Below are 18,012 nucleotides of genomic sequence, written 5' to 3'. Positions count from 1 at the left end.
CAGCGTCGGACAGAGGTTAACCATTCATTAAAGAATTACTCCAAAATTGACTCAACCCATGCCAATCTCGTCTAGGCAAGTACCGACAAGGCGCAAAAGCTCCCGGTATCTTGCATTTTATGAAAATGACGGTCGATTGCAGTTAGGGTGATGAAAATGAAGATCTTTTTCGGTAACGGTTCCGGGACTAAATTTGGAAAGATCGTCGCAATGGATCGTTTTGACAGTGGGCGCAGTCTATCGCCCATACGACAGGCCGAAGCGTACTGGACAGCCTTGCTGTCCGGCGATGGTGTTCCTATGCGATCTCAGATCGACCCGCGCGGGCTTGAGAATATCCTGCCTAACACCTTCATCCTTGAACGCATTGCACCCGGTCTGGCCCGGTTTCGTCTGGCCGGCAGTCACTTGAACACACTGGCAGGTATGGAGATCCGGGGAATGCCGCTGACCGCTTTTTTCGAACCCAGCGCGCGAACTCAGGTTACCGAAATCCTTGAACAGGTTTTTGCCGGTCCTGCCATCGCTGAACTTGAATTGGCCTCGACCGGTGGGTTTGGGCGCACGAATCTTCAGGCGCGAATGATCCTTTTGCCGCTGAAAAGCGATTTGGGCGATGTCAGCCGTGTTCTTGGCGTCATGGTCAGTGACGGGGCGATTGGGGCAACCCCTCGGCGCTTTGATGTATGCCATCATAAACTGCGTGCTGTGTCAGAAATACCGGCACCGCAACAACCGGTTCAGCCTGTTGTCGAAGGATTTGCCGAAGAACAACAAGAGTTCAAACGTCCCGGATCTCATCTTCGATTGGTCGTATCACGGGATAAGTAACGAGTAACGCGTGTTAAATGTAAAGAAGGCGGGCCTATTAGACCCGCCTTTTTAAAATCGTCTGACCAAGTGGTTAGGAGGCTGCGCGTTTGCCGCGGTTCCGGCGCAGATCTGTCAGTTCTTCCGCAACAAGGAAGGCCAGTTCCAACGACTGTGACGCGTTCAAACGTGGATCGCAGGCAGTGTGGTAACGGTCTGACAGATCTTCTTCTGTTACAGCGCGTACACCTCCAGTGCATTCGGTCACGTCTAGCCCCGTCATCTCAAAATGCACACCGCCGGGGATCGTGCCCTCGGCCTGATGCACACCAAAGAAGTCGCGAACTTCGCGCAGCACGGAATCAAAGGGCCGGGTCTTATAGCCGGTGGCCGATTTGATCGTATTGCCGTGCATTGGGTCACAGACCCAGGTCACCTTGGCGCCCTCTTCCTTGACGGCTTTGACCAGACGCGGCAGATGCTCTCCTGCCTTGCCTGCACCAAACCGCGCGATTAGGGTCAGACGCCCTTCTTCGTTTTCCGGGTTCAGTTTGGCAATCAGAACTTTGAGGTCTTCGGCAGATGTCGTCGGACCGCATTTCAAACCGATCGGGTTCAGAACGCCGGAACAGAATTCAACATGCGCGCCATCAGGCTGACGGGTGCGGTCGCCAATCCAGATCATGTGGCCGGACCCGGCCAACCAGTTGCCCGATGTAGAATCAAGACGGGTTAGCGCCTCTTCGTATTCAAGCAGCAGACCTTCGTGGCTGGTATAGAATTCAACCGACGAGAATTCATGCGTTGTGTCCGCGGTGATGCCCGCAGCCCCCATGAAATCAATCGAATCCTGAATTCGGTCAGCAATTTCAGAGTATTTCTGAACATCCTGGCCATCGGCAAAGCCGAGTGTCCACGAATGCACATGGCTCATATCGGCGAAACCACCGGTCGAAAAGGCGCGCAATAAGTTCAATGTTGCCGCTGCCTGCGTATAGGCTTGCAACATCTTGGACGGATTCGGAATCCGCGCCTCGGGCGTGAAATCCAGCTCGTTGATGATATCGCCGCGATAGCTGGGCAGCTCAATGCCATCCACCACCTCTGTCGGTGCGCTGCGCGGTTTGGCGAACTGTCCAGCCATACGGCCCACTTTGACCACCGGCACCTTTGCGCCATAGGTCAGAACCATGGCCATCTGCAGCATCACCTTAAAGGTGTCGCGGATCGCATCCGCGCTGAATTGTTCAAAGCTTTCAGCACAGTCGCCGCCCTGCAGCAGGAAGGCCTCACCCCGCCCCGCAGCACCAAGATGTTGCTTGAGCCGACGTGCCTCACCTGCAAACACCAGCGGCGGATACTGCGAAAGCTGAGCCTCGACTTTTGCCAGCGCGGCTGCGTCTGTATAGTCTGGCATCTGAACCCGGGGCTTGTTGCGCCAGTTCGTTTTTTGCCATTCGGTCATAGCTTTGATCTCCGCTGAAGTATTCAAGTCGCCTCTATACAAAAACGTTTGATGAGAGGCCATATACGATTTGGACCTCTTGACGTCGCAAACAAGCTTTGATCATGGTGGCGGTCAAATCTGTCGCCGGACGTAGGGTCAAACGGCGCCGAATCAAGGACACCTCGCCATGCAAGAGCAACGCCAAGTTGTCACGGTGGAAACCACTGCGGCCAGCCCTCGTCATTTCGTGTTTGTCCTGTTGGACAAATTCTCGCTGCTGTGTTTCGCATCCGCGCTGGATAGCCTGCGCATCGCAAACCGCATGGCCGACAAAGAGCTTTACAGTTGGAGCCTGTCTGGCGAAGGCGGCGAGACGATCAAATGCTCCGCCGGGACCGAGTTCAAACTGGACGCTGATCTAGCCGAGCTGCAGCGCGATGACGTCGTGCTGATCTGCGGCGGTGTCGATGTTCAAGCCGCTACCACCAAGAAAATTCTGAACTGGGTCCGCCGCGAAGCACGCCGGGGATTGCGCATTGGTGGGCTGTGTACGGCAGCTTATACCTTGGCCAAGGCCGGTTTACTGGATGGCAAGCGTGCGACAATTCACTGGGAAAACTCAGACAGTTTCACCGAAGAATTCGATGAGGTCGAGCTGACCAAATCCGTATTCCAGATTGACGGAAACCGGATGACAACAGCCGGTGGCACTTCCTCTATCGACCTGATGCTGAAAATCATCGCCGAGGATTTCGGGGAAGACCTTGCCAACGCGGTGGCCGATCAGTTGATCTATTCCTCGATCCGCACCGATCAGGACACACAGCGTTTGTCGACCCCAACACGGATTGGGGTGCGCCATCCCAAGCTGAGCCAGGTCATCCTGATGATGGAGAAAAACATCGAAGAGCCGATCTCGCCTTCGATTCTGGCCAAAGAGGTCGGCATGTCCACGCGGCAGCTAGAGCGTCTGTTTCGCCGTTACCTCAGCCGGTCGCCTAAACGCTATTATATGGAGCTGCGCCTGCATAAGGCCCGGAACCTGCTGATGCAGACCGACATGAGCGTGATCAACGTGGCGCTAGCATGCGGGTTTGCCTCGCCTAGCCATTTCTCGAAATGCTACCGGGCGCACTACAACACCACGCCCTATCGTGAGCGCGGTGCGCAAAGCGGGCGCTTGTCTGTTTAATCGCTGGGAGTCATGCGAAAGACAGCGCCCTGCCCGACGGAAATAAACCAGATTGATCCATCCGGTGCCTCGACAATGTCGCGGACGCGTTCCGTCTGAGGGCCCTTGATCTGCTCGACCTCAGTCAATGGAGTGCCTTCAAGCCGAGCAATGTAGTCGAATTTGAGCGACCCGACGAATAGATCACCCTTCCATTCGGGCCAAAGCTTGCCTGAATAAATCAAAAGGCCGGATGGGGCGATGGAAGGGTCCCAATAGAATTCAGGCTGCACCATCCCCGGTTTCGCCGTCCCCTCGCCGATTGTTTGTCCGGAATAGTGCTTGCCATAGGAAATCACCGGCCAGCCATAGTTCCGCCCCGGCCGGATTAGGTTCACTTCATCACCGCCCTTGGCTCCATGTTCCGATACCCATAGATGCCCCCGTGCATCCAGCCCTGCACCTTGGGGATTCCGGTGGCCATAAGACCATATCTCTGGCTGAATTCCCGGTTGTCCGACAAATGGATTATCAGCCGGCACCGAGCCGTCCCGGTTCACACGGATCACCGAGCCGTTGTGACTCGATTGATCCTGTGCGGTCGGGCGATCACCACGATCGCCGATAGTGACAAGTAATGTCCCGTCCTTTGCCTCGACAATACGAGAGCCAAAATGACGCCCAGAATCCCCACCATTTTCAGCTTCGAAAATCGTGCGCAGATCGGTCAGCTTTGATCCGTCTTCGGACAGGCGCGCAATCGCAAGTGCAGTGCCTGCCCCCTTTGGTTGAGGCTTGGAATAGGTCAGGAAAACCTCACGGCTTTGCGAAAAATCCCTGGCAACGGTTACGTCCAGCAAACCGCCCTGCCCCTTTGCAACCACATTGGGAGTGCCTTTGACGCGAACTATGTTTCCCTCCGACACGAACAGAAGATCACCGTCGCGCTCAGTTACCAGAAAGGACATGTCAGGCAGGATGCCGACTGCCCAGGGCGTATCGAGCCCCTTCACCATCGCCGTCACACGCGCCGATCCGGAGTTGGTAGTTAGCGATTCTGCCCCTGCCAACCCTGAAACAACAGATAAGATGAAGATCAAAGCTAGTCTAAACATCTCGTTCTCCTTACCGAAAACACCGCGCCGGGCACATCTGAACAACTAGAACTGTGCGCCACAAAAACACGTTTGCGTTAGGACTTTTCTTTTTCGAACAGCTTGCCTAGGGTCGTGCCCAGAACGAATACGTTCACAACTGGGAGTAACCATATGAAAAAGCTGCTTACAGCAACTGCAGCAACCGCCCTTCTTTCGGGCGCAGCTATGGCCGAAGACGTCACATTGGGTGTTCTGTTCGGCTTTACCGGACCGATTGAATCGCTGGCACCCGCTATGGGTTCAGGCGCCGAGATGGCGATGGCCGAAGTCACCGAATCCGGCAAATTGCTGGATGGCTCTACCGTCACTGCATCGCGCGCTGATACCGGCTGTATCGACAACGGCCTGTCCACCTCGAACGGTGAACGCATGATTGCCGACGGCGTTGCCGGCATCATTGGCGGTGACTGCTCTGGCGTGACCGGAGCGATCCTGCAGAATGTCGCGATCCCGAACGGGATGGTCATGATCTCGCCCTCGGCCACCTCGCCCGGTCTGTCGACCATGGAGGATAACGGCCTGTTCTTCCGCACCGCCCCGTCGGATGCACGTGAAGGTCAGGTGATGGCAGATATCCTGAATGATCGCGGGATCACTTCAATCGCACTGACCTACACCAACAACGACTATGGCAAGGGTCTGGCAGACGCGATCCAGTCCTCGTTCGAGGCATCGGGCGGCGAAGTCACAATCGTGGCAGCGCATGAGGATGGCAAAGCGGACTACTCGGCCGAAGTTGGCGCGCTGGCCTCGGCCGGTGGCGACATTCTGGTTGTAGCCGGGTATCTCGATCAGGGCGGATTGGGCATCATTCAGTCGGCGCTGGACAGCGGTGCATTCGACACGTTCGGCTTGCCCGGCGGCATGATCGGTGACTCGCTGCCCGCAAATGTCGGCCCCGACCTGAACGGCTCGTTCGGTCAGATCGCCGGTTCAGGTGGTGAAGGTGCTGAAAAGTACTTTGCCATGGCCGAAGCCGCCGGTTTTGACGGATCGTCGCCCTATTCGCCTGAAAGCTATGACGCCGCAGCGCTGTTCATGCTGGCGATGCAGGCCGCTGGTTCGACCAACCCGGCCGACTACGGCAGCAAGATCCTAGATGTTGCCAACGCTCCAGGAGAGAAGATCTATCCGGGTGAGCTGGCCAAAGGTTTGGAACTGTTGGCCGCAGGTCAAGACATCGACTATGTCGGCGCGTCCGGCGTTGAGCTGATCGGCCCCGGCGAAAGCGCAGGTTCGTATCGCGAGATCGAAGTCACCGACGGCGAAAACAAGACCGTCAACTTCCGTTGATTTTGGCCTAAGAAGACCTGAAAATATGCAGCCCGGACCTTGTGTCCGGGCTGCTTCAGTGAAAAAAGACCGCACCTCTTCAATGAGGGTGTGAAAACAAGAACGCCGAAAACGGCGGCTAGGGGAAAAGATGATCGTCGTCGAGGACGTGCATAAGCATTTCGGCGGGTTTCATGCGGTGGATGGGGCATCGCTGGAAATCCAGAAGGGTTCGATCACCGGCCTGATTGGGCCGAACGGGGCCGGAAAGACAACTCTGTTCAACGTGATCGCGGGTGTGCTCTCGCCCACCTCTGGACGCGTGTTCATGGATGGCGAGGACATAACCGGCTTGCCACCGCATGATCTGTTTCACAAAGGTCTGCTGCGCACTTTTCAGATCGCGCATGAGTTCTCCTCGATGAGCTGTCGCGAGAACCTGATGATGGTGCCCGGCGCGCAATCGGGGGAATCGCTGTGGAACACCTGGTTCGGCCGCAAACGCATCGCTAATGAAGAGCGCGCGTTAATGGCTAAGGCTGATGAGGTGTTGGAGTTTCTGACCATCGAACATCTGGCCGATCACAAGGCCGGTCAGGTCTCGGGCGGGCAGAAAAAGCTGCTGGAACTTGGCCGCACCATGATGGTCGACGCCAAGATCGTGTTTCTGGACGAGGTCGGCGCGGGTGTGAACCGCACCCTGCTGATGACCATCGCCGACACAATCCTGCGCCTGAACAAGGAACGCGGCTATACGTTTGTGGTCATTGAACACGACATGGATTTCATCGGCAAAATCTGCGACCCGGTCATTTGTATGGCCGAGGGCAAGGTTCTGGCCCAGGGCACTCTGGACGAGATCAAAGCCAATGAGCATGTGATCGAAGCCTATCTGGGCACCGGCCTGAAGAACAAAGACAAGCTGGAGGCCGGGGCATGAGCGATAATCCTTATCAGGATGACCACGGCAACAAGGATGCCTCGATCACCAACACCCAAGGCATGGGCACGATGACGCCCGCACATCGCAAAAGCGGAAAGACGCACCGCGTCGAAGGTGGCCCATTCCTGATCGGCGACACCATGACCGGCGGCTATGGCAAGGGCCCGGATATCCTGCATGATTGCACGATTTCAGTCGATGCCGGTGAAATCGCTGTAATCGTTGGCCCCAACGGCGCCGGTAAATCCACTGCAATGAAGGCCGTGTTTGGGATGCTGGATGTCCGCGCGGGATCTGTGCGACTGGACGGAGAAGACATCACCAACCTGTCGCCCCAGGATCGGGTGATCAAGGGGATGGGCTTTGTTCCGCAGACCTCGAACATCTTCACTTCGATGACGGTCGAAGAAAACCTTGAGATGGGCGCGTTCATCCGTCGTGACGACTTTTCAGACACGATGGAACAGGTTTATGACCTCTTCCCCATTCTCCGAGACAAACGCAATCAAGCCGCCGGAGAGCTGTCGGGGGGTCAACGCCAACAGGTCGCCGTGGGCCGCGCATTGATGACCCAGCCCAAAGTGCTGATGTTGGACGAGCCAACCGCTGGTGTCTCACCCATCGTGATGGATGAGCTGTTCGACCGGATCATCGAGGTCTCGCGCACCGGGTTGCCGATCCTGATGGTTGAGCAGAACGCTCGTCAGGCGTTGGAGATCGCCGACAAGGGATATGTGCTGGTTCAGGGGCGGAATGCCTATACCGGCACGGGCAAGGAACTGCTGGCCGATCCAGAGGTTCGTAAGAGTTTCTTGGGGGGGTGAGGATGCGACAACCATATGCTGCGACGTTGCTCACTTTGTTTTTGCTGACGCCGCAGGTTTTGTCGGCGCAAGCAACTTCGTTTGTGTGCAATTTCGATGTCGAGTGCACTCGTGACTATGGATGCGAAGAAAAGAAGATGGACCTAACTTTCTTTTTGGATGAGCAGGGCCAAGCTTATGTGCAGGGTAATGCAAACCTAGTTCAGGTTATTACCTTGGCAGGTGATCTGGCTTATTCTTTCGTAGAACCAGCAGGATTCGGCATTGTGCAATCGACGTCGGTTCTTAAGAACGGAACTGCCGTTCATTCTCGGCACACGGCGATAGCAGGCGAGTTTGTAAACTCCCAATGGCACGGAAAGTGCTCGACATTTGGAGGAGCAAACTAATGGACTTCCTCAACGCTCTTGTGGCGCTCTCCAACTTCGTTCTTGTTCCCGCAATCGCCTATGGCAGCCAGTTGGCGCTGGGCGCGTTGGGGGTGACGCTGATTTATGGCATCCTGCGGTTCTCGAACTTTGCCCATGGCGACACGATGGCCTTTGGCGCGATGATCGCCGTGCTGGTCACATGGGGCCTGCAGGCCGCCGGGGTCAGTTTCGGGCCGTTACCGACTGCTCTGCTGGCCCTGCCCTTTGCCATTCTGGGCTGTATCGTTCTGGTTCTGATCACGGATCGGCTGGTTTACCGTTTCTACCGGGAACAAAAGGCCAAACCGGTCATTCTGGTGATCGTCTCGATGGGCGTGATGTTCATCATGAACGGGCTGGTGCGGTTCATAATCGGGCCGGATGATCAAAGGTTCTCGGACGGTGAGCGGTTCATCGTTTCAGCGCGGGAATTCAAGGCAATGACCGGGCTGCGTGAGGGGTTGGCGATCAAGACCTCTCAGGGCATCACCGTGGTTGTGGCCGTAGTCGCCGTGGCACTTTTGTTCTGGTTTTTGAACAAAACCCGCACCGGCAAGTCGATGCGCGCGTATTCGGATAACGAGGATCTGGCGCTGCTGTCTGGCATCAACCCTGAACGTGTGGTGATGATCACTTGGATCCTTGTCGCGGCGCTGGCGACGACTGCGGGTGTGCTTTACGGGTTGGACAAGAGCTTTAAGCCCTTTGTCTATTTCCAGCTTCTGCTGCCAATCTTCGCTTCAGCCATCGTCGGCGGCCTCGGCAACCCGCTGGGCGCTATCGCGGGCGGGTTCATCATCGCGTTTTCCGAGGTGACGATCACCTATGCGTGGAAAAAGGTGCTGACCTATCTGGCACCGGAACATCTGGAGCCCTCGGGGTTGGTCCAATTCCTATCCACCGATTACAAATTCGCGGTCAGCTTTGTTATCTTGCTTATCGTGCTTCTGTTTAAGCCCACAGGTCTGTTTAAGGGGAAAGCAGTATGACCGAGACTGTCAAAAATACGCTGCTTTTCGTGGTTGTTGGCGGCCTGATCCTGTTGACCGGATTCACGCAAAGCTGGAATTCGGCAATCCTGATCCTGAACATGGGGTTGATCTCGGCCATCATGGCGCTTGGGGTGAACTTGCAATGGGGCTTTGCGGGCCTGTTTAACGTTGGTGTTATGGGCTTTGTTGCGCTGGGCGGGCTGGCAGTTGTGCTGGTCTCAACCCCGCCGACACCCGGCGCGTGGTCATCCGGAGGATACGGGATCGTCCTTGCGTTGCTGTTGGGGGCTGCGACCGTCGTTGCGGCGGTTCTGGTGGCAACAAAAATGCCGAGGGGCCGTGTACAGACGATTGCCATCGTAGCCATTCTGATCGCCGGGTTTTTCATTTACCGTGCGGTGTTTGACCCCAGCGTTGCTGGTGTCGAAGCCATTGACCCAGCCGTTGCGGGCAACCTTGGCGGGTTGAATCTGCCGGTTCTGCTGGCCTGGCCCGCGGGCGGTGTGTTGGCCGCCGGTGCTGCTTGGTTGATCGGCAAAACAGCCCTTGGCCTGCGCTCGGACTATCTGGCGATTGCGACGCTTGGGATTGCCGAAATCATCATCGCAATCATGAAAAACGAGGACTGGCTGGCCCGAGGTGTCAAGAATGTCTACGGCATCCCACGCCCCTCGCCCGTGGTCGGCTATGAGGTTGAGCTGCAGCAGGATCCATCCTTCATTGCCCGTGCCGATTGGTTTGGGCTGGACCCTGTCATCGCCTCGACCCTGTCGGTCAAGCTGGGCTATTCCCTGCTGTTCATGGTTGTTCTTCTGATCCTGCTGTGGATGGCCCAGATGGCGCTGCGCAGCCCCTGGGGCCGCATGATGCGCGCCATCCGTGACAACGAGGTTGCAGCCGAGGCGATGGGTAAAGATGTCACCCGCCGCCATTTGCAAATCTTCGTTCTGGGCTCTGCCATCTGCGGTATCGCGGGCGCGATGATGACAACGCTGGACGGGCAGTTGACGCCGGGTACCTACAACCCTCTGCGCTTTACATTTCTGGTCTGGGTCATGGTGATCGTGGGCGGATCGGGCAATAACTTTGGTGCTGTGCTGGGCGCATTCCTCATCTGGTTCCTGTGGGTCCAGGTCGAACCGATTGGGTTGTGGATTATGAACCTGATCACGTCCGGAATGCCCGATGGCAGTGCGCTCAAGACGCATCTGATCGACAGCGCGGCCCATATGCGACTGTTCACGATGGGGTTGATTCTGCTGATTGTTCTTAGATTCAGTCCAAGAGGGCTGATCCCCGAGAAATAGGGCCACAGAACCTCCAATATATGGAACCGCGTCAAGAAATTGGTGCGGTTTCTTGCTTTTGAGTGAGGAACTTACTAGAGCAACTCATCGGCCTGACAAGTTTCACAGTCGTGTTCACCAAATATTTGCCTTTGTGCAGACTACTACCATTTGCCCGCAGGGAATAGAAAACACCGATGAAAACCACTCTTACAAAGACACTCATTCTGCTGCCGGTTCTTGCCTCTTTGACCGCATGTATTCCGTCACCAAAAGATCTGGAAACCACTCCGGTCAAGGTCCAGACCCCCAAGGGCGTGGTAACATGCCAGCTCTACCGGCAGAACCGCGTGGACTGGGACCGGGCAATCGACTTTCCGGCAACAAAAATGTCCGTCCCCGAGGCTGATGCATATTGCAGACAAGAAGGCCAACGCCGCCTGAAGTGACCGTTGTGTGGCCGGGCAATCAGCCCGGCCCGCCATTCAACGATTACGAAATAACCCGCCCAGAATGCCTCGGACGATCCTGCGCCCGGTTGTTCCCTTAAGCTCTTTTATGACGGCCTCGCTCATGGCGGTGGCAAAGGTGTCCTTCTTTCGCACGATCCGCGAAGAAGACCGCGATACTTTGCTACCTGAGTATCGGCGAGCCGTGGCAAATTCGCGTTCTGCAATCGATTGAGACTCAAGCTGTTCTTCTGCCTCGGCTGCGGCCTGTGCTGCGGCATCAGTCCGCGCCTGGAGCATCTCAAAGGCTGATCTGCGATCTATGCGGGTTTCGTATTTGCCTTTCATCGGAGACACATTCATTACCGTTTGCCGTTCGGCAGCGGTAATCGGCCCCAACTGTGACCCAGGGGGACGGATCAAAGTGCGTTCGACGATGCCCGGAACCCCTTTCTTTTGCAGCATGGATGTAACCGCCTCGCCCACGCCAACCTCACGGATGGCGGCCTCAGTATCAAAGGTTGGATTCTCGCGGTAGGTTTCAGCCGCAAGGCGAAGGTTTTTCCTGTCTCGGGCGGTGAAGGCTCGCAAAGAATGCTGTACCCGGTTACCCAACTGACCCAGAATGTCTTCTGGGATGTCTGCCGGGTTTTGCGAGATGAAATAGACCCCTACGCCCTTTGATCGGATAAGGCGGGCGACCTGCTCGACCTTGTCCACAAGCACTTTGGGCGCGTCTTCGAACAACAGATGCGCTTCGTCAAAGAAAAATACCAGCTTGGGTTTGTCCGGATCGCCGACTTCGGGCAACTCTTCAAACAGTTCGCTCAGCAGCCATAACAAGAACGTCGCATACAGACGAGGTGATCCCATCAGCTTGTCAGAGGCCAGGATGTTCACCATGCCATTCCCGTTGGCATCGGTGCGCATAAGATCGGCCAGTTCCAGGGCAGGTTCGCCAAACAGATTGGTGCCCCCTTGATTTTCAAGAACCAATAACCGTCGCTGGATGGCACCGATCGAGGCGGTTGAGACATTCCCATAGCGCAGCGAAAGATTTGCTCTGTTCTCTCCAATCCAGACCAACAGGGCTTGCAGATCTTTCATATCCAACAGGGGCATACCTTCTTCATCGGCAACCCGAAATGCAATGTTTACAATGCCTTCTTGTGCTTCGCTCAGGTCCATCAGCCTGGACAACAACAAAGGTCCCATCTCGGATACTGTGGTTCGAACCGGATGGCCTTGCTGACCGAACAGATCCCAGAAAGTGACCGGGCAAGCGGCATATTCGTAATCCGTGAATCCGATGGTTTCGGCACGCTTCTGAAATGCCCCATGTAGCTTGTGACTTTCACTGCCCGCCAACGCCAAACCAGACAGATCACCTTTGACGTCAGACAGAAACACCGGCACCCCGGCCTTGGAAAACCCCTCGGCCAGGATCTGAAGCGTCACGGTCTTGCCAGTACCGGTCGCACCGGCAATCAGGCCGTGGCGGTTGGCGTATTTCAACGACAACGTCTGCGGTTGGCTGTAATCTGCGCCACCACCGCCAAGAAATATGTTCTCACTCATATGCTTAAGGCCCTGTTTCCTACCGATCTCCGCCCAGCATACAAAGTTAACCTTTGGCTGCGATAGTTTTCTGGTTGTTCGTGTATGAGAATTGCGCGGTCAACAAACTTCCTCCCTGTCGACTGGCCGCGCGTTCACGCGTGGCCCTTTTTCCACCATAGCTTCATAATTAAATTTTCAGGTTAGCAGTTGACCACCGCGCCGCCCTCTCGTAACGTCTGCTCATAATTAAGTCGGCCGGTCCGACGGGGAGAAAAATTCATGAAAGGGAGCCGCTCCACCGGCTCCCTTTTATCTTGGCCACACGTGTTGCCCACGGGGCCTCAGGCGAGATTCCGATCACTTCTGTCTTTTTACGCTGCATAATGCCTGACACTGCGCGCCAGTGGTGCTAGACCCGGCGAAAAGCCACATCAACAATCACGAGGCAATTATGTTCAGGACACCGATAAAGCTTGTTGCGGCAGCTTTTCTTTTCAACGGCGCCGCCCTGGCGCAAGAGACCACCGACACGACAGAACCTGCCACCGAATCCCCTACGACCGAGCAGGTGGACAATGGTCTCGACCTGGGGCAGCCGGTCGATGAAACCGTCAAGGTCGGACAGCGCTATGACAAAGAAAAATTCGGCGACTGGAGCCTGAACTGTTTGAAGATGAACGCGGGCAAAGATCTGTGTTCGCTGCTGCAAGTCATAAATGGCCCGCAAGATGTGCCTATGGCTGAGTTTTCCATGTTCCGCCTACCCGAAGGCGGTTCGGCTGTAGCCGGAGCAAATATCTTGGTTCCGCTTGAAACCCTGTTGCAAGCGCAGCTGACCCTCTCAATCGACGGGGCGCCTGCCAAACGCTACAACTATTCGTTTTGTAACCCTGTTGGCTGTGTTGCCCAAATCGGCCTGACCCAAGGGGATATCGACGCAATGAAGCAGGGTAGCAAGGCGACTTTGACCATCGTTCCAGCGCCCGCGCCGGATCAGGTGATCGAACTTGACCTATCTTTGTCCGGGTTTACTGCAGGTTACGACATTGTTGATGTCGCAACCAACTGAAGACTACATTTTCGAGAAAGCCGTTTAACCCAGCGGCTTTCTCAAACCCGCTTCAAGGCAAGTACTGCGTTCAGACCTCCGAAAGCGAAAGCGTTGCTTAGCGCAACCTCGACTTTCGCATCGCGTGCCTCGTTGGGCACAACGTCCAAAGCACATTCCGGATCTGGTTCTTCGTAGCCAATCGTCGGTGCAATCACCCCATCTCGCAGGGCCATGATACAGGCCAAAAGCTCTACCGCGCCGGTTCCGCCAATCAAGTGACCATGCATCGACTTGGTGGATGAGATCAAAAGTTCGTCCGCATGCGGGCCGAAAACGCCAGCTACAGCGGCACATTCCGTTTTGTCATTGGCCGCAGTACCTGTGCCATGGGCGTTGATATAACCCACCTGATTGGCATTCAGGCCAGCATCAGACAACGCCCCTGACATCGCACGGGCTGCGCCCTGCTTGCTGGGCATCACAATGTCTGATGCATCCGAGGTCATCGCGAAACCAACAACTTCGCACAAAATTTCTGCCCTACGCGCCTTCGCGTGTTCGTATTCCTCGAACACGAAGATGCCCGCTCCCTCTCCTTGCACCATACCGTTTCGGTTGGCGCTAAAGGGACGACAGGCATCCTTGGACATCACCCGCAGCCCTTCCCAGGCCTTGACGCCACCAAAGCACAACATGGATTCTGAGCCGCCGGTGATCATCGCAGGGGCCGCCCCGCTGCGCACCATCTGAAAGGCTTGCGCCATCGCATGGTTCGATGAGGCACAAGCAGTCGATACGGTAAAGCTGGGACCTTTGAGGTTATGTTCCATCGATACGTGGCTTGCCGCCGCGTTGTTCATAAGTTTAGGAACAACAAATGGATGAACCCTGTTCTTCCCGTCCTCATAGACTGAACGGTAATTGTCGTCCCAGGTCGAAACGCCACCACCTGCTGTTCCCAGAACCACGCCAGATCGTGCAGCCAACTCACCGTGGAATTCGATCCCGGACTGATCTATGGCCTCTTTGGCCGCGGTCAGGGTAAACTGTGTAAACCTGTCATACAGAGTCATCTGTTGGCGGTTGAACCGACCCTCGGCTTCGAACCCCCGGACCTGCCCACCGATCTTGATCGCCAACCTGTCGACGTCTCGAAATTCAAGTTCCGAAATGCCACAACGGCCTTCCCGCATCGCCTCAAGCGTATCTGGAACTGAATGACCAAGCGAATTGATCGTGCCTGCCCCGGTTATTACTACCCGTTTCATTTGCTTGGGTCAGACCTTTTCTGCCACAAGCTTTTCGATCCCAGCAATGATCGCGGCGACATTTGAGATGTCAAAGTCACTGGCCGTTGGTTCATTGGCATTGAACGGAACGGTAATGTCGAACTCTTCTTCGATGGCAAAGATACTCTCGACCAGCCCCAGGCTGTCGATCCCCAGATCTTCGAGCGTACTTTCGGGCGTCACATCCGAAGGCTCCAACACGGCTTGTTCGGCAATGATGGCAATGACGCGGTCGGTGATGCTCATATCGATCCTCTGATTATCACGTTGAATGTGATTTAATCGCTCGGAGGCTGTTTGGAAACAGCCTTTTTCAACGCCTCCACGTCACGAAGCATCCGCGGCAATCTGCGCTGCGCCTTATAGACATCAGTAAAGGTTTCCATCTTCACAGCCGGGTAGCCCATCAACACACGACCGGCAGGTACGTTTGACAGGATTTTGGTACCACCGCCGACAATCACCCGGTCGCCAACGAAAATATTGTCCGAGACGCCTGATTGCCCACCCAGAACCACGTTATTGCCAAGCTCAACCGAACCGGAAATACCAGACTGACCACACAGCAGACAGTCATTACCAACGCGCGTGTTGTGGCCGATATGGACCTGATTATCCAGTTTTGTGCCATTCCCGATGCGAGTATTACGAATGGTCCCGTTATCGATCGTGCAATTCGCACCGATCTCGACATCGTCGCCAATTTCCACAGAACCAAGCGAATGAATGCGCAGCCAGCTTTGCGCGCTGGCGTCTCCTGCATCCCCCAAGGTCTTGCGCGCGTTCTCTACCCCCGATACTTCGGGCGTAACAAAACTGAACCCGTCGCTACCGATCCTTGCCCCTGGTTGCGCGATAAAACGATCCCCGATCTGCACCCGGGCACCAATGCTGACCATTTCGCGCAGAACGGCGTCTTCGCCCAACACAGCATCCATGCCTATGACGCAATGCGGTCCGATATTCGCCCCTCTGCCGACCCGGGCCCGTGCACCAATGACTGCGAGAGGGCCGATTGAGACCCCATCTGCCACATCCGCAGTTGGGTCGATGACTGCCGAAGGGTGAACCCCGGACCCAAAGCCCTGCCCTTTATCCAGCATGGAGGTGATCCCGGCCATCGCCATGCGCGGTCGTCGAACGAATATTGCTGCCTTAAGCCCCAACGCCTGCCAGTCAGCACCTTCCCAAAGGATGGCGACCTGCGCCGAACCCGATCCCAGATCCTCGGCATATTTTGGCGACATCGCCATCGCCAGATCAGTAGCAGTTGCATCCGACGGTTCAGCAGCAGCATGTACGACCAAGCTGGCATCGCCCTGGAACTCAGCGTCAAGGGCATCTGCGATTTGTTGAACTGTATATTTCATGTGGGGCTTCCCGGAACTAGGACCTGCCCCCGGTGATTACCCCTGAACGTCCGGCAGGGCCACCCCTGCTTTCTGCAGAGCATTCCAGATTTTCTGATCACGGCCATAGACGTCGCGTCGGTACTGTACCTCACCTTTCGGGCCAATAAAGGCAGTGCGGTAAATCAAGTGGACAGGAACATGCTGCTCAAGTTTCACAGTGGTCTCTTTTCCAGTCGCGAGAATCCGATGGAAAAATGCCTTTGGGTTTTCTTCTTGCTTCGCCAACAGTGCGTAAGCGAATTCGAAAGGCTGAGCCAATCTGATACAACCATGCGAGAAGGCACGAGATTCCCGAGCAAACAAACTTTTCTGCGGTGTATCATGCAGATAGATGTTGTGCTTGTTGGGGAACATGAACTTCACCAGCCCCAGGGCATTGCTTTTGCTGGGCGGTTGGCGCATCGCAAAAGGAAAGTTGCTTGCGGTGAACTGAGTGAAATCTACTGCCCCGCGATTGACCTGGCGACCACTGCGATCGGTAATCTGAATATGCCCAACGGCATTTGGGTTGGACTGCAGCTGCGGCAGGTATTCCTTGGTGATGATCGAGCGTGGGACATACCAGCTGGGGTTAATGACCATATGTTCCATCTTGTCGGAAAACTCGGGGCTCCGACGATCATGGGTGTTCTTGCCGATCACAGCGCGGGTTTCAAAGGTAATAAAGCCGTCATCAACAATCTTGGCTGAGAAATCAGCCTGATTGACCAGAATGTGGCGTTCACCGCGCTCGCGCGGCAACCAGCGCTCACGCTCCAGCGCGACATAGACGGCCTTCAGACGATCCGAAGCAGTGCGGTTCAATTCAGTAATTGTGCCCGGACCCGCGACGCCATCTGCGGCAAGACCATGTGCGATTTGAAACCGTTGAACACCTGCCAGCAAGGCATCGTCAAAAACAGGGCTGGCTGTTGGGTTCATAAAACCCATTTCAACCAATCTGTTACGCATCGCTATTACGGCGGGTCCCGTATCTCCCAGCTCTAGCTTTGCTTGTGGAACAGTAGTTCCCCAACCGCCTTGGCGAACCAATTCTTCCAGCGCAAGTTTCTGCTTCATCAAAGCCCGGTACTGGGTCGAGCTTGGCGCCAACTGATCGAAATAGGCTGCATCCTCCGAGGTCGTCAGTCCACGCAGATGCCCTGCTGTCGAGGTCGGCTCGACCTTCCTGACTAATCCATCGTCTATATCGGATGGTCGTAAAAGGCCTGTCCTCATGTCCTGAGCATAGGCTGCAAAAACGCGTGTCAACTCGACCTCGACGGCCCCAAGCTCACGCGCTGATTTTGCTGATTGAAGTCGGTCAACCAAGCCCTGCGCATCATAGGCGTTCGCGGGTAGCCCGTGTAATTCGACCGCAGAAAGCCCCTCAATCAACCGTTGACGACGTTCAGCATGTGCAGCCGTGTCGCCAACCCAAACAGGCACGAATCCTCTTTCACGGTAGAAATCGGCAATCTCAGACCCGGAAGGTGCAAATTCGGCAACCGCCATCTGGAATGCGGTGTCAGGCTTGGCCTCAGTGTTCGCCATCGCCGAAGACGTTAGAAAACATGCGGCCAAAGCAATACCGGTGCTTGCACGAAGAACAGAGAACATTTGGAGCCCTTGAATTTTCAATATAATACGCCGTTTCAGGCAATGCCGAACAATTATGGTTTTGCTTGAAACCCATTGTCTATTCACAAATGCATCAATTTCGTGCTTATACCCAAGCGTGATGCTTGTTTGCATCGGACAGATTTCGGCGACGGCCTAAGACGTTGGATCTTTGCCATTTTGCACCACCTGCGCAAAAAACTGCCGAAAATTCCCCCTTGAAAAGATGAATTTGAAAGACTTCTTGGCCGCCCTTCACGAGTGTGTCATAAATCCCTCATCTGGGATGGGAATAAATTAATACAGCGCGCGTAACATCGTGTGCAGGCAGGAACAGTAC

General features: G+C 55.5%; 17 protein-coding genes. 10 read left to right on the top strand and 7 right to left on the bottom strand.

Annotated elements, in window-relative coordinates; all coding sequences use genetic code 11:
- Positions 1-156: 156 nt before the first annotated feature.
- Positions 157-831 (top strand): PAS domain-containing protein, encoded by a 675-nt coding sequence (locus tag AC2FH0_RS03220; protein WP_496788566.1) that lies wholly within the window; start codon positions 157-159, stop codon positions 829-831.
- A 73-nt stretch (positions 832-904) separates the two neighbouring features.
- Here the strand turns inward: AC2FH0_RS03220 and AC2FH0_RS03215 are convergent, their stop codons facing one another.
- Positions 905-2,275 carry a class II 3-deoxy-7-phosphoheptulonate synthase gene (locus AC2FH0_RS03215; RefSeq protein WP_496788565.1) on the bottom strand — a complete coding sequence of 457 codons (1,371 nt, stop codon included), beginning with the start codon at positions 2,273-2,275 and terminating at the stop codon, positions 905-907.
- A gap of 169 nt (positions 2,276-2,444) precedes the next feature.
- Between AC2FH0_RS03215 and AC2FH0_RS03210 the strand changes: the two genes are divergently transcribed.
- Entirely contained in the window at positions 2,445-3,449 is a 1,005-nt protein-coding gene (locus AC2FH0_RS03210; protein WP_496691228.1) for a GlxA family transcriptional regulator, read from the top strand.
- Here the strand turns inward: AC2FH0_RS03210 and AC2FH0_RS03205 are convergent.
- Entirely contained in the window at positions 3,446-4,543 is a 1,098-nt protein-coding gene (locus tag AC2FH0_RS03205) for a PQQ-dependent sugar dehydrogenase (RefSeq protein WP_496708456.1), read from the bottom strand. The genes AC2FH0_RS03210 and AC2FH0_RS03205 overlap by 4 nt on opposite strands.
- Before the next feature lie 153 nt (positions 4,544-4,696).
- Here AC2FH0_RS03205 and AC2FH0_RS03200 point away from each other — a divergent pair, with 153 nt between their 5' ends.
- The 7 genes from AC2FH0_RS03200 to AC2FH0_RS03170 all read left to right on the top strand — a co-directional run bounded on the left by AC2FH0_RS03200 (position 4,697) and on the right by AC2FH0_RS03170 (position 10,761).
- Complete coding sequence (locus AC2FH0_RS03200; protein ID WP_142633772.1) at positions 4,697-5,878, top strand: ABC transporter substrate-binding protein; 1,182 nt, start codon at positions 4,697-4,699, stop codon at positions 5,876-5,878.
- A gap of 130 nt (positions 5,879-6,008) precedes the next feature.
- Positions 6,009-6,797, top strand: a complete 789-nt coding sequence (locus AC2FH0_RS03195) for an ABC transporter ATP-binding protein (RefSeq protein ID WP_496788564.1) — start codon at positions 6,009-6,011, stop codon at positions 6,795-6,797.
- Positions 6,794-7,624 (top strand): ABC transporter ATP-binding protein, encoded by an 831-nt coding sequence (locus AC2FH0_RS03190; protein WP_271947146.1) that lies wholly within the window; start codon positions 6,794-6,796, stop codon positions 7,622-7,624. Before AC2FH0_RS03195 ends, AC2FH0_RS03190 begins: the two co-directional genes overlap by 4 nt.
- A 2-nt stretch (positions 7,625-7,626) precedes the next feature.
- Positions 7,627-8,013 (top strand): hypothetical protein, encoded by a 387-nt coding sequence (locus AC2FH0_RS03185; protein ID WP_496788563.1) that lies wholly within the window; start codon positions 7,627-7,629, stop codon positions 8,011-8,013.
- A complete protein-coding gene (locus AC2FH0_RS03180; RefSeq protein ID WP_282021241.1) occupies positions 8,013-9,023 on the top strand; it encodes a branched-chain amino acid ABC transporter permease in 1,011 nt (336 codons plus the stop codon). Before AC2FH0_RS03185 ends, AC2FH0_RS03180 begins: the two co-directional genes overlap by 1 nt.
- Complete coding sequence (locus tag AC2FH0_RS03175; protein WP_496704583.1) at positions 9,020-10,333, top strand: branched-chain amino acid ABC transporter permease; 1,314 nt, start codon at positions 9,020-9,022, stop codon at positions 10,331-10,333. Before AC2FH0_RS03180 ends, AC2FH0_RS03175 begins: the two co-directional genes overlap by 4 nt.
- Positions 10,334-10,509: 176 nt before the next feature.
- Positions 10,510-10,761, top strand: coding sequence for a hypothetical protein (locus AC2FH0_RS03170; RefSeq protein ID WP_142633761.1), 252 nt, complete (start codon positions 10,510-10,512; stop codon positions 10,759-10,761).
- Between the two features lie 36 nt (positions 10,762-10,797).
- Here AC2FH0_RS03170 and AC2FH0_RS03165 read toward each other — a convergent pair whose 3' ends face one another.
- On the bottom strand, positions 10,798-12,339 hold the full coding sequence (locus AC2FH0_RS03165; protein ID WP_496788562.1) for a helicase HerA-like domain-containing protein: 1,542 nt from the start codon (positions 12,337-12,339) through the stop codon (positions 10,798-10,800).
- A 433-nt stretch (positions 12,340-12,772) separates the two neighbouring features.
- On the opposite strand from AC2FH0_RS03165, the gene AC2FH0_RS03160 reads away from it, so the two are divergent.
- Positions 12,773-13,390, top strand: a complete 618-nt coding sequence (locus AC2FH0_RS03160) for an invasion associated locus B family protein (RefSeq protein ID WP_142633757.1) — start codon at positions 12,773-12,775, stop codon at positions 13,388-13,390.
- Positions 13,391-13,431: 41 nt separating this feature from the next.
- On the opposite strand, the gene AC2FH0_RS03155 is transcribed toward AC2FH0_RS03160, so the two are convergent.
- From AC2FH0_RS03155 to AC2FH0_RS03140, 4 genes are read right to left on the bottom strand one after another with little or no spacing between them, the layout of a single operon-like run.
- A complete protein-coding gene (locus AC2FH0_RS03155; RefSeq protein WP_496708460.1) occupies positions 13,432-14,640 on the bottom strand; it encodes a beta-ketoacyl-[acyl-carrier-protein] synthase family protein in 1,209 nt (402 codons plus the stop codon).
- Between the two features lie 9 nt (positions 14,641-14,649).
- Positions 14,650-14,907 carry an acyl carrier protein gene (locus AC2FH0_RS03150; protein WP_142633752.1) on the bottom strand — a complete coding sequence of 86 codons (258 nt, stop codon included), beginning with the start codon at positions 14,905-14,907 and terminating at the stop codon, positions 14,650-14,652.
- Positions 14,908-14,939: 32 nt separating this feature from the next.
- On the bottom strand, positions 14,940-16,031 hold the full coding sequence (gene lpxD / locus AC2FH0_RS03145; protein ID WP_496691225.1) for a UDP-3-O-(3-hydroxymyristoyl)glucosamine N-acyltransferase: 1,092 nt from the start codon (positions 16,029-16,031) through the stop codon (positions 14,940-14,942).
- Between the two features lie 36 nt (positions 16,032-16,067).
- A complete protein-coding gene (locus AC2FH0_RS03140; protein WP_496701048.1) occupies positions 16,068-17,672 on the bottom strand; it encodes a L,D-transpeptidase family protein in 1,605 nt (534 codons plus the stop codon).
- Between the last annotated feature and the right edge of the window lie 340 nt (positions 17,673-18,012).

The organism is Ruegeria sp. CDSC051, assembly GCF_059610665.1.
This window is presented reverse-complemented; position numbering and strand designations above follow the sequence as displayed.

Bases quoted from the DNA above. Each gene is read 5' to 3' on its own strand.
- AC2FH0_RS03175 (WP_496704583.1), top strand. From the start codon at position 9,020: ATGACCGAGACTGTCAAAAATACGCTGCTTTTCGTGGTTGTTGGCGGC.
- AC2FH0_RS03180 (WP_282021241.1), top strand. From the start codon at position 8,013: ATGGACTTCCTCAACGCTCTTGTGGCGCTCTCCAACTTCGTTCTTGTT.
- AC2FH0_RS03140 (WP_496701048.1), bottom strand. From the start codon at position 17,672: ATGTTCTCTGTTCTTCGTGCAAGCACCGGTATTGCTTTGGCCGCATGT.
- AC2FH0_RS03155 (WP_496708460.1), bottom strand. From the start codon at position 14,640: ATGAAACGGGTAGTAATAACCGGGGCAGGCACGATCAATTCGCTTGGT.
- AC2FH0_RS03185 (WP_496788563.1), top strand. From the start codon at position 7,627: ATGCGACAACCATATGCTGCGACGTTGCTCACTTTGTTTTTGCTGACG.
- AC2FH0_RS03210 (WP_496691228.1), top strand. From the start codon at position 2,445: ATGCAAGAGCAACGCCAAGTTGTCACGGTGGAAACCACTGCGGCCAGC.
- AC2FH0_RS03190 (WP_271947146.1), top strand. From the start codon at position 6,794: ATGAGCGATAATCCTTATCAGGATGACCACGGCAACAAGGATGCCTCG.
- AC2FH0_RS03160 (WP_142633757.1), top strand. From the start codon at position 12,773: ATGTTCAGGACACCGATAAAGCTTGTTGCGGCAGCTTTTCTTTTCAAC.
- lpxD (WP_496691225.1), bottom strand. From the start codon at position 16,031: ATGAAATATACAGTTCAACAAATCGCAGATGCCCTTGACGCTGAGTTC.
- AC2FH0_RS03205 (WP_496708456.1), bottom strand. From the start codon at position 4,543: ATGTTTAGACTAGCTTTGATCTTCATCTTATCTGTTGTTTCAGGGTTG.
- AC2FH0_RS03200 (WP_142633772.1), top strand. From the start codon at position 4,697: ATGAAAAAGCTGCTTACAGCAACTGCAGCAACCGCCCTTCTTTCGGGC.
- AC2FH0_RS03195 (WP_496788564.1), top strand. From the start codon at position 6,009: ATGATCGTCGTCGAGGACGTGCATAAGCATTTCGGCGGGTTTCATGCG.
- AC2FH0_RS03165 (WP_496788562.1), bottom strand. From the start codon at position 12,339: ATGAGTGAGAACATATTTCTTGGCGGTGGTGGCGCAGATTACAGCCAA.
- AC2FH0_RS03170 (WP_142633761.1), top strand. From the start codon at position 10,510: ATGAAAACCACTCTTACAAAGACACTCATTCTGCTGCCGGTTCTTGCC.
- AC2FH0_RS03220 (WP_496788566.1), top strand. From the start codon at position 157: ATGAAGATCTTTTTCGGTAACGGTTCCGGGACTAAATTTGGAAAGATC.
- AC2FH0_RS03150 (WP_142633752.1), bottom strand. From the start codon at position 14,907: ATGAGCATCACCGACCGCGTCATTGCCATCATTGCCGAACAAGCCGTG.
- AC2FH0_RS03215 (WP_496788565.1), bottom strand. From the start codon at position 2,275: ATGACCGAATGGCAAAAAACGAACTGGCGCAACAAGCCCCGGGTTCAG.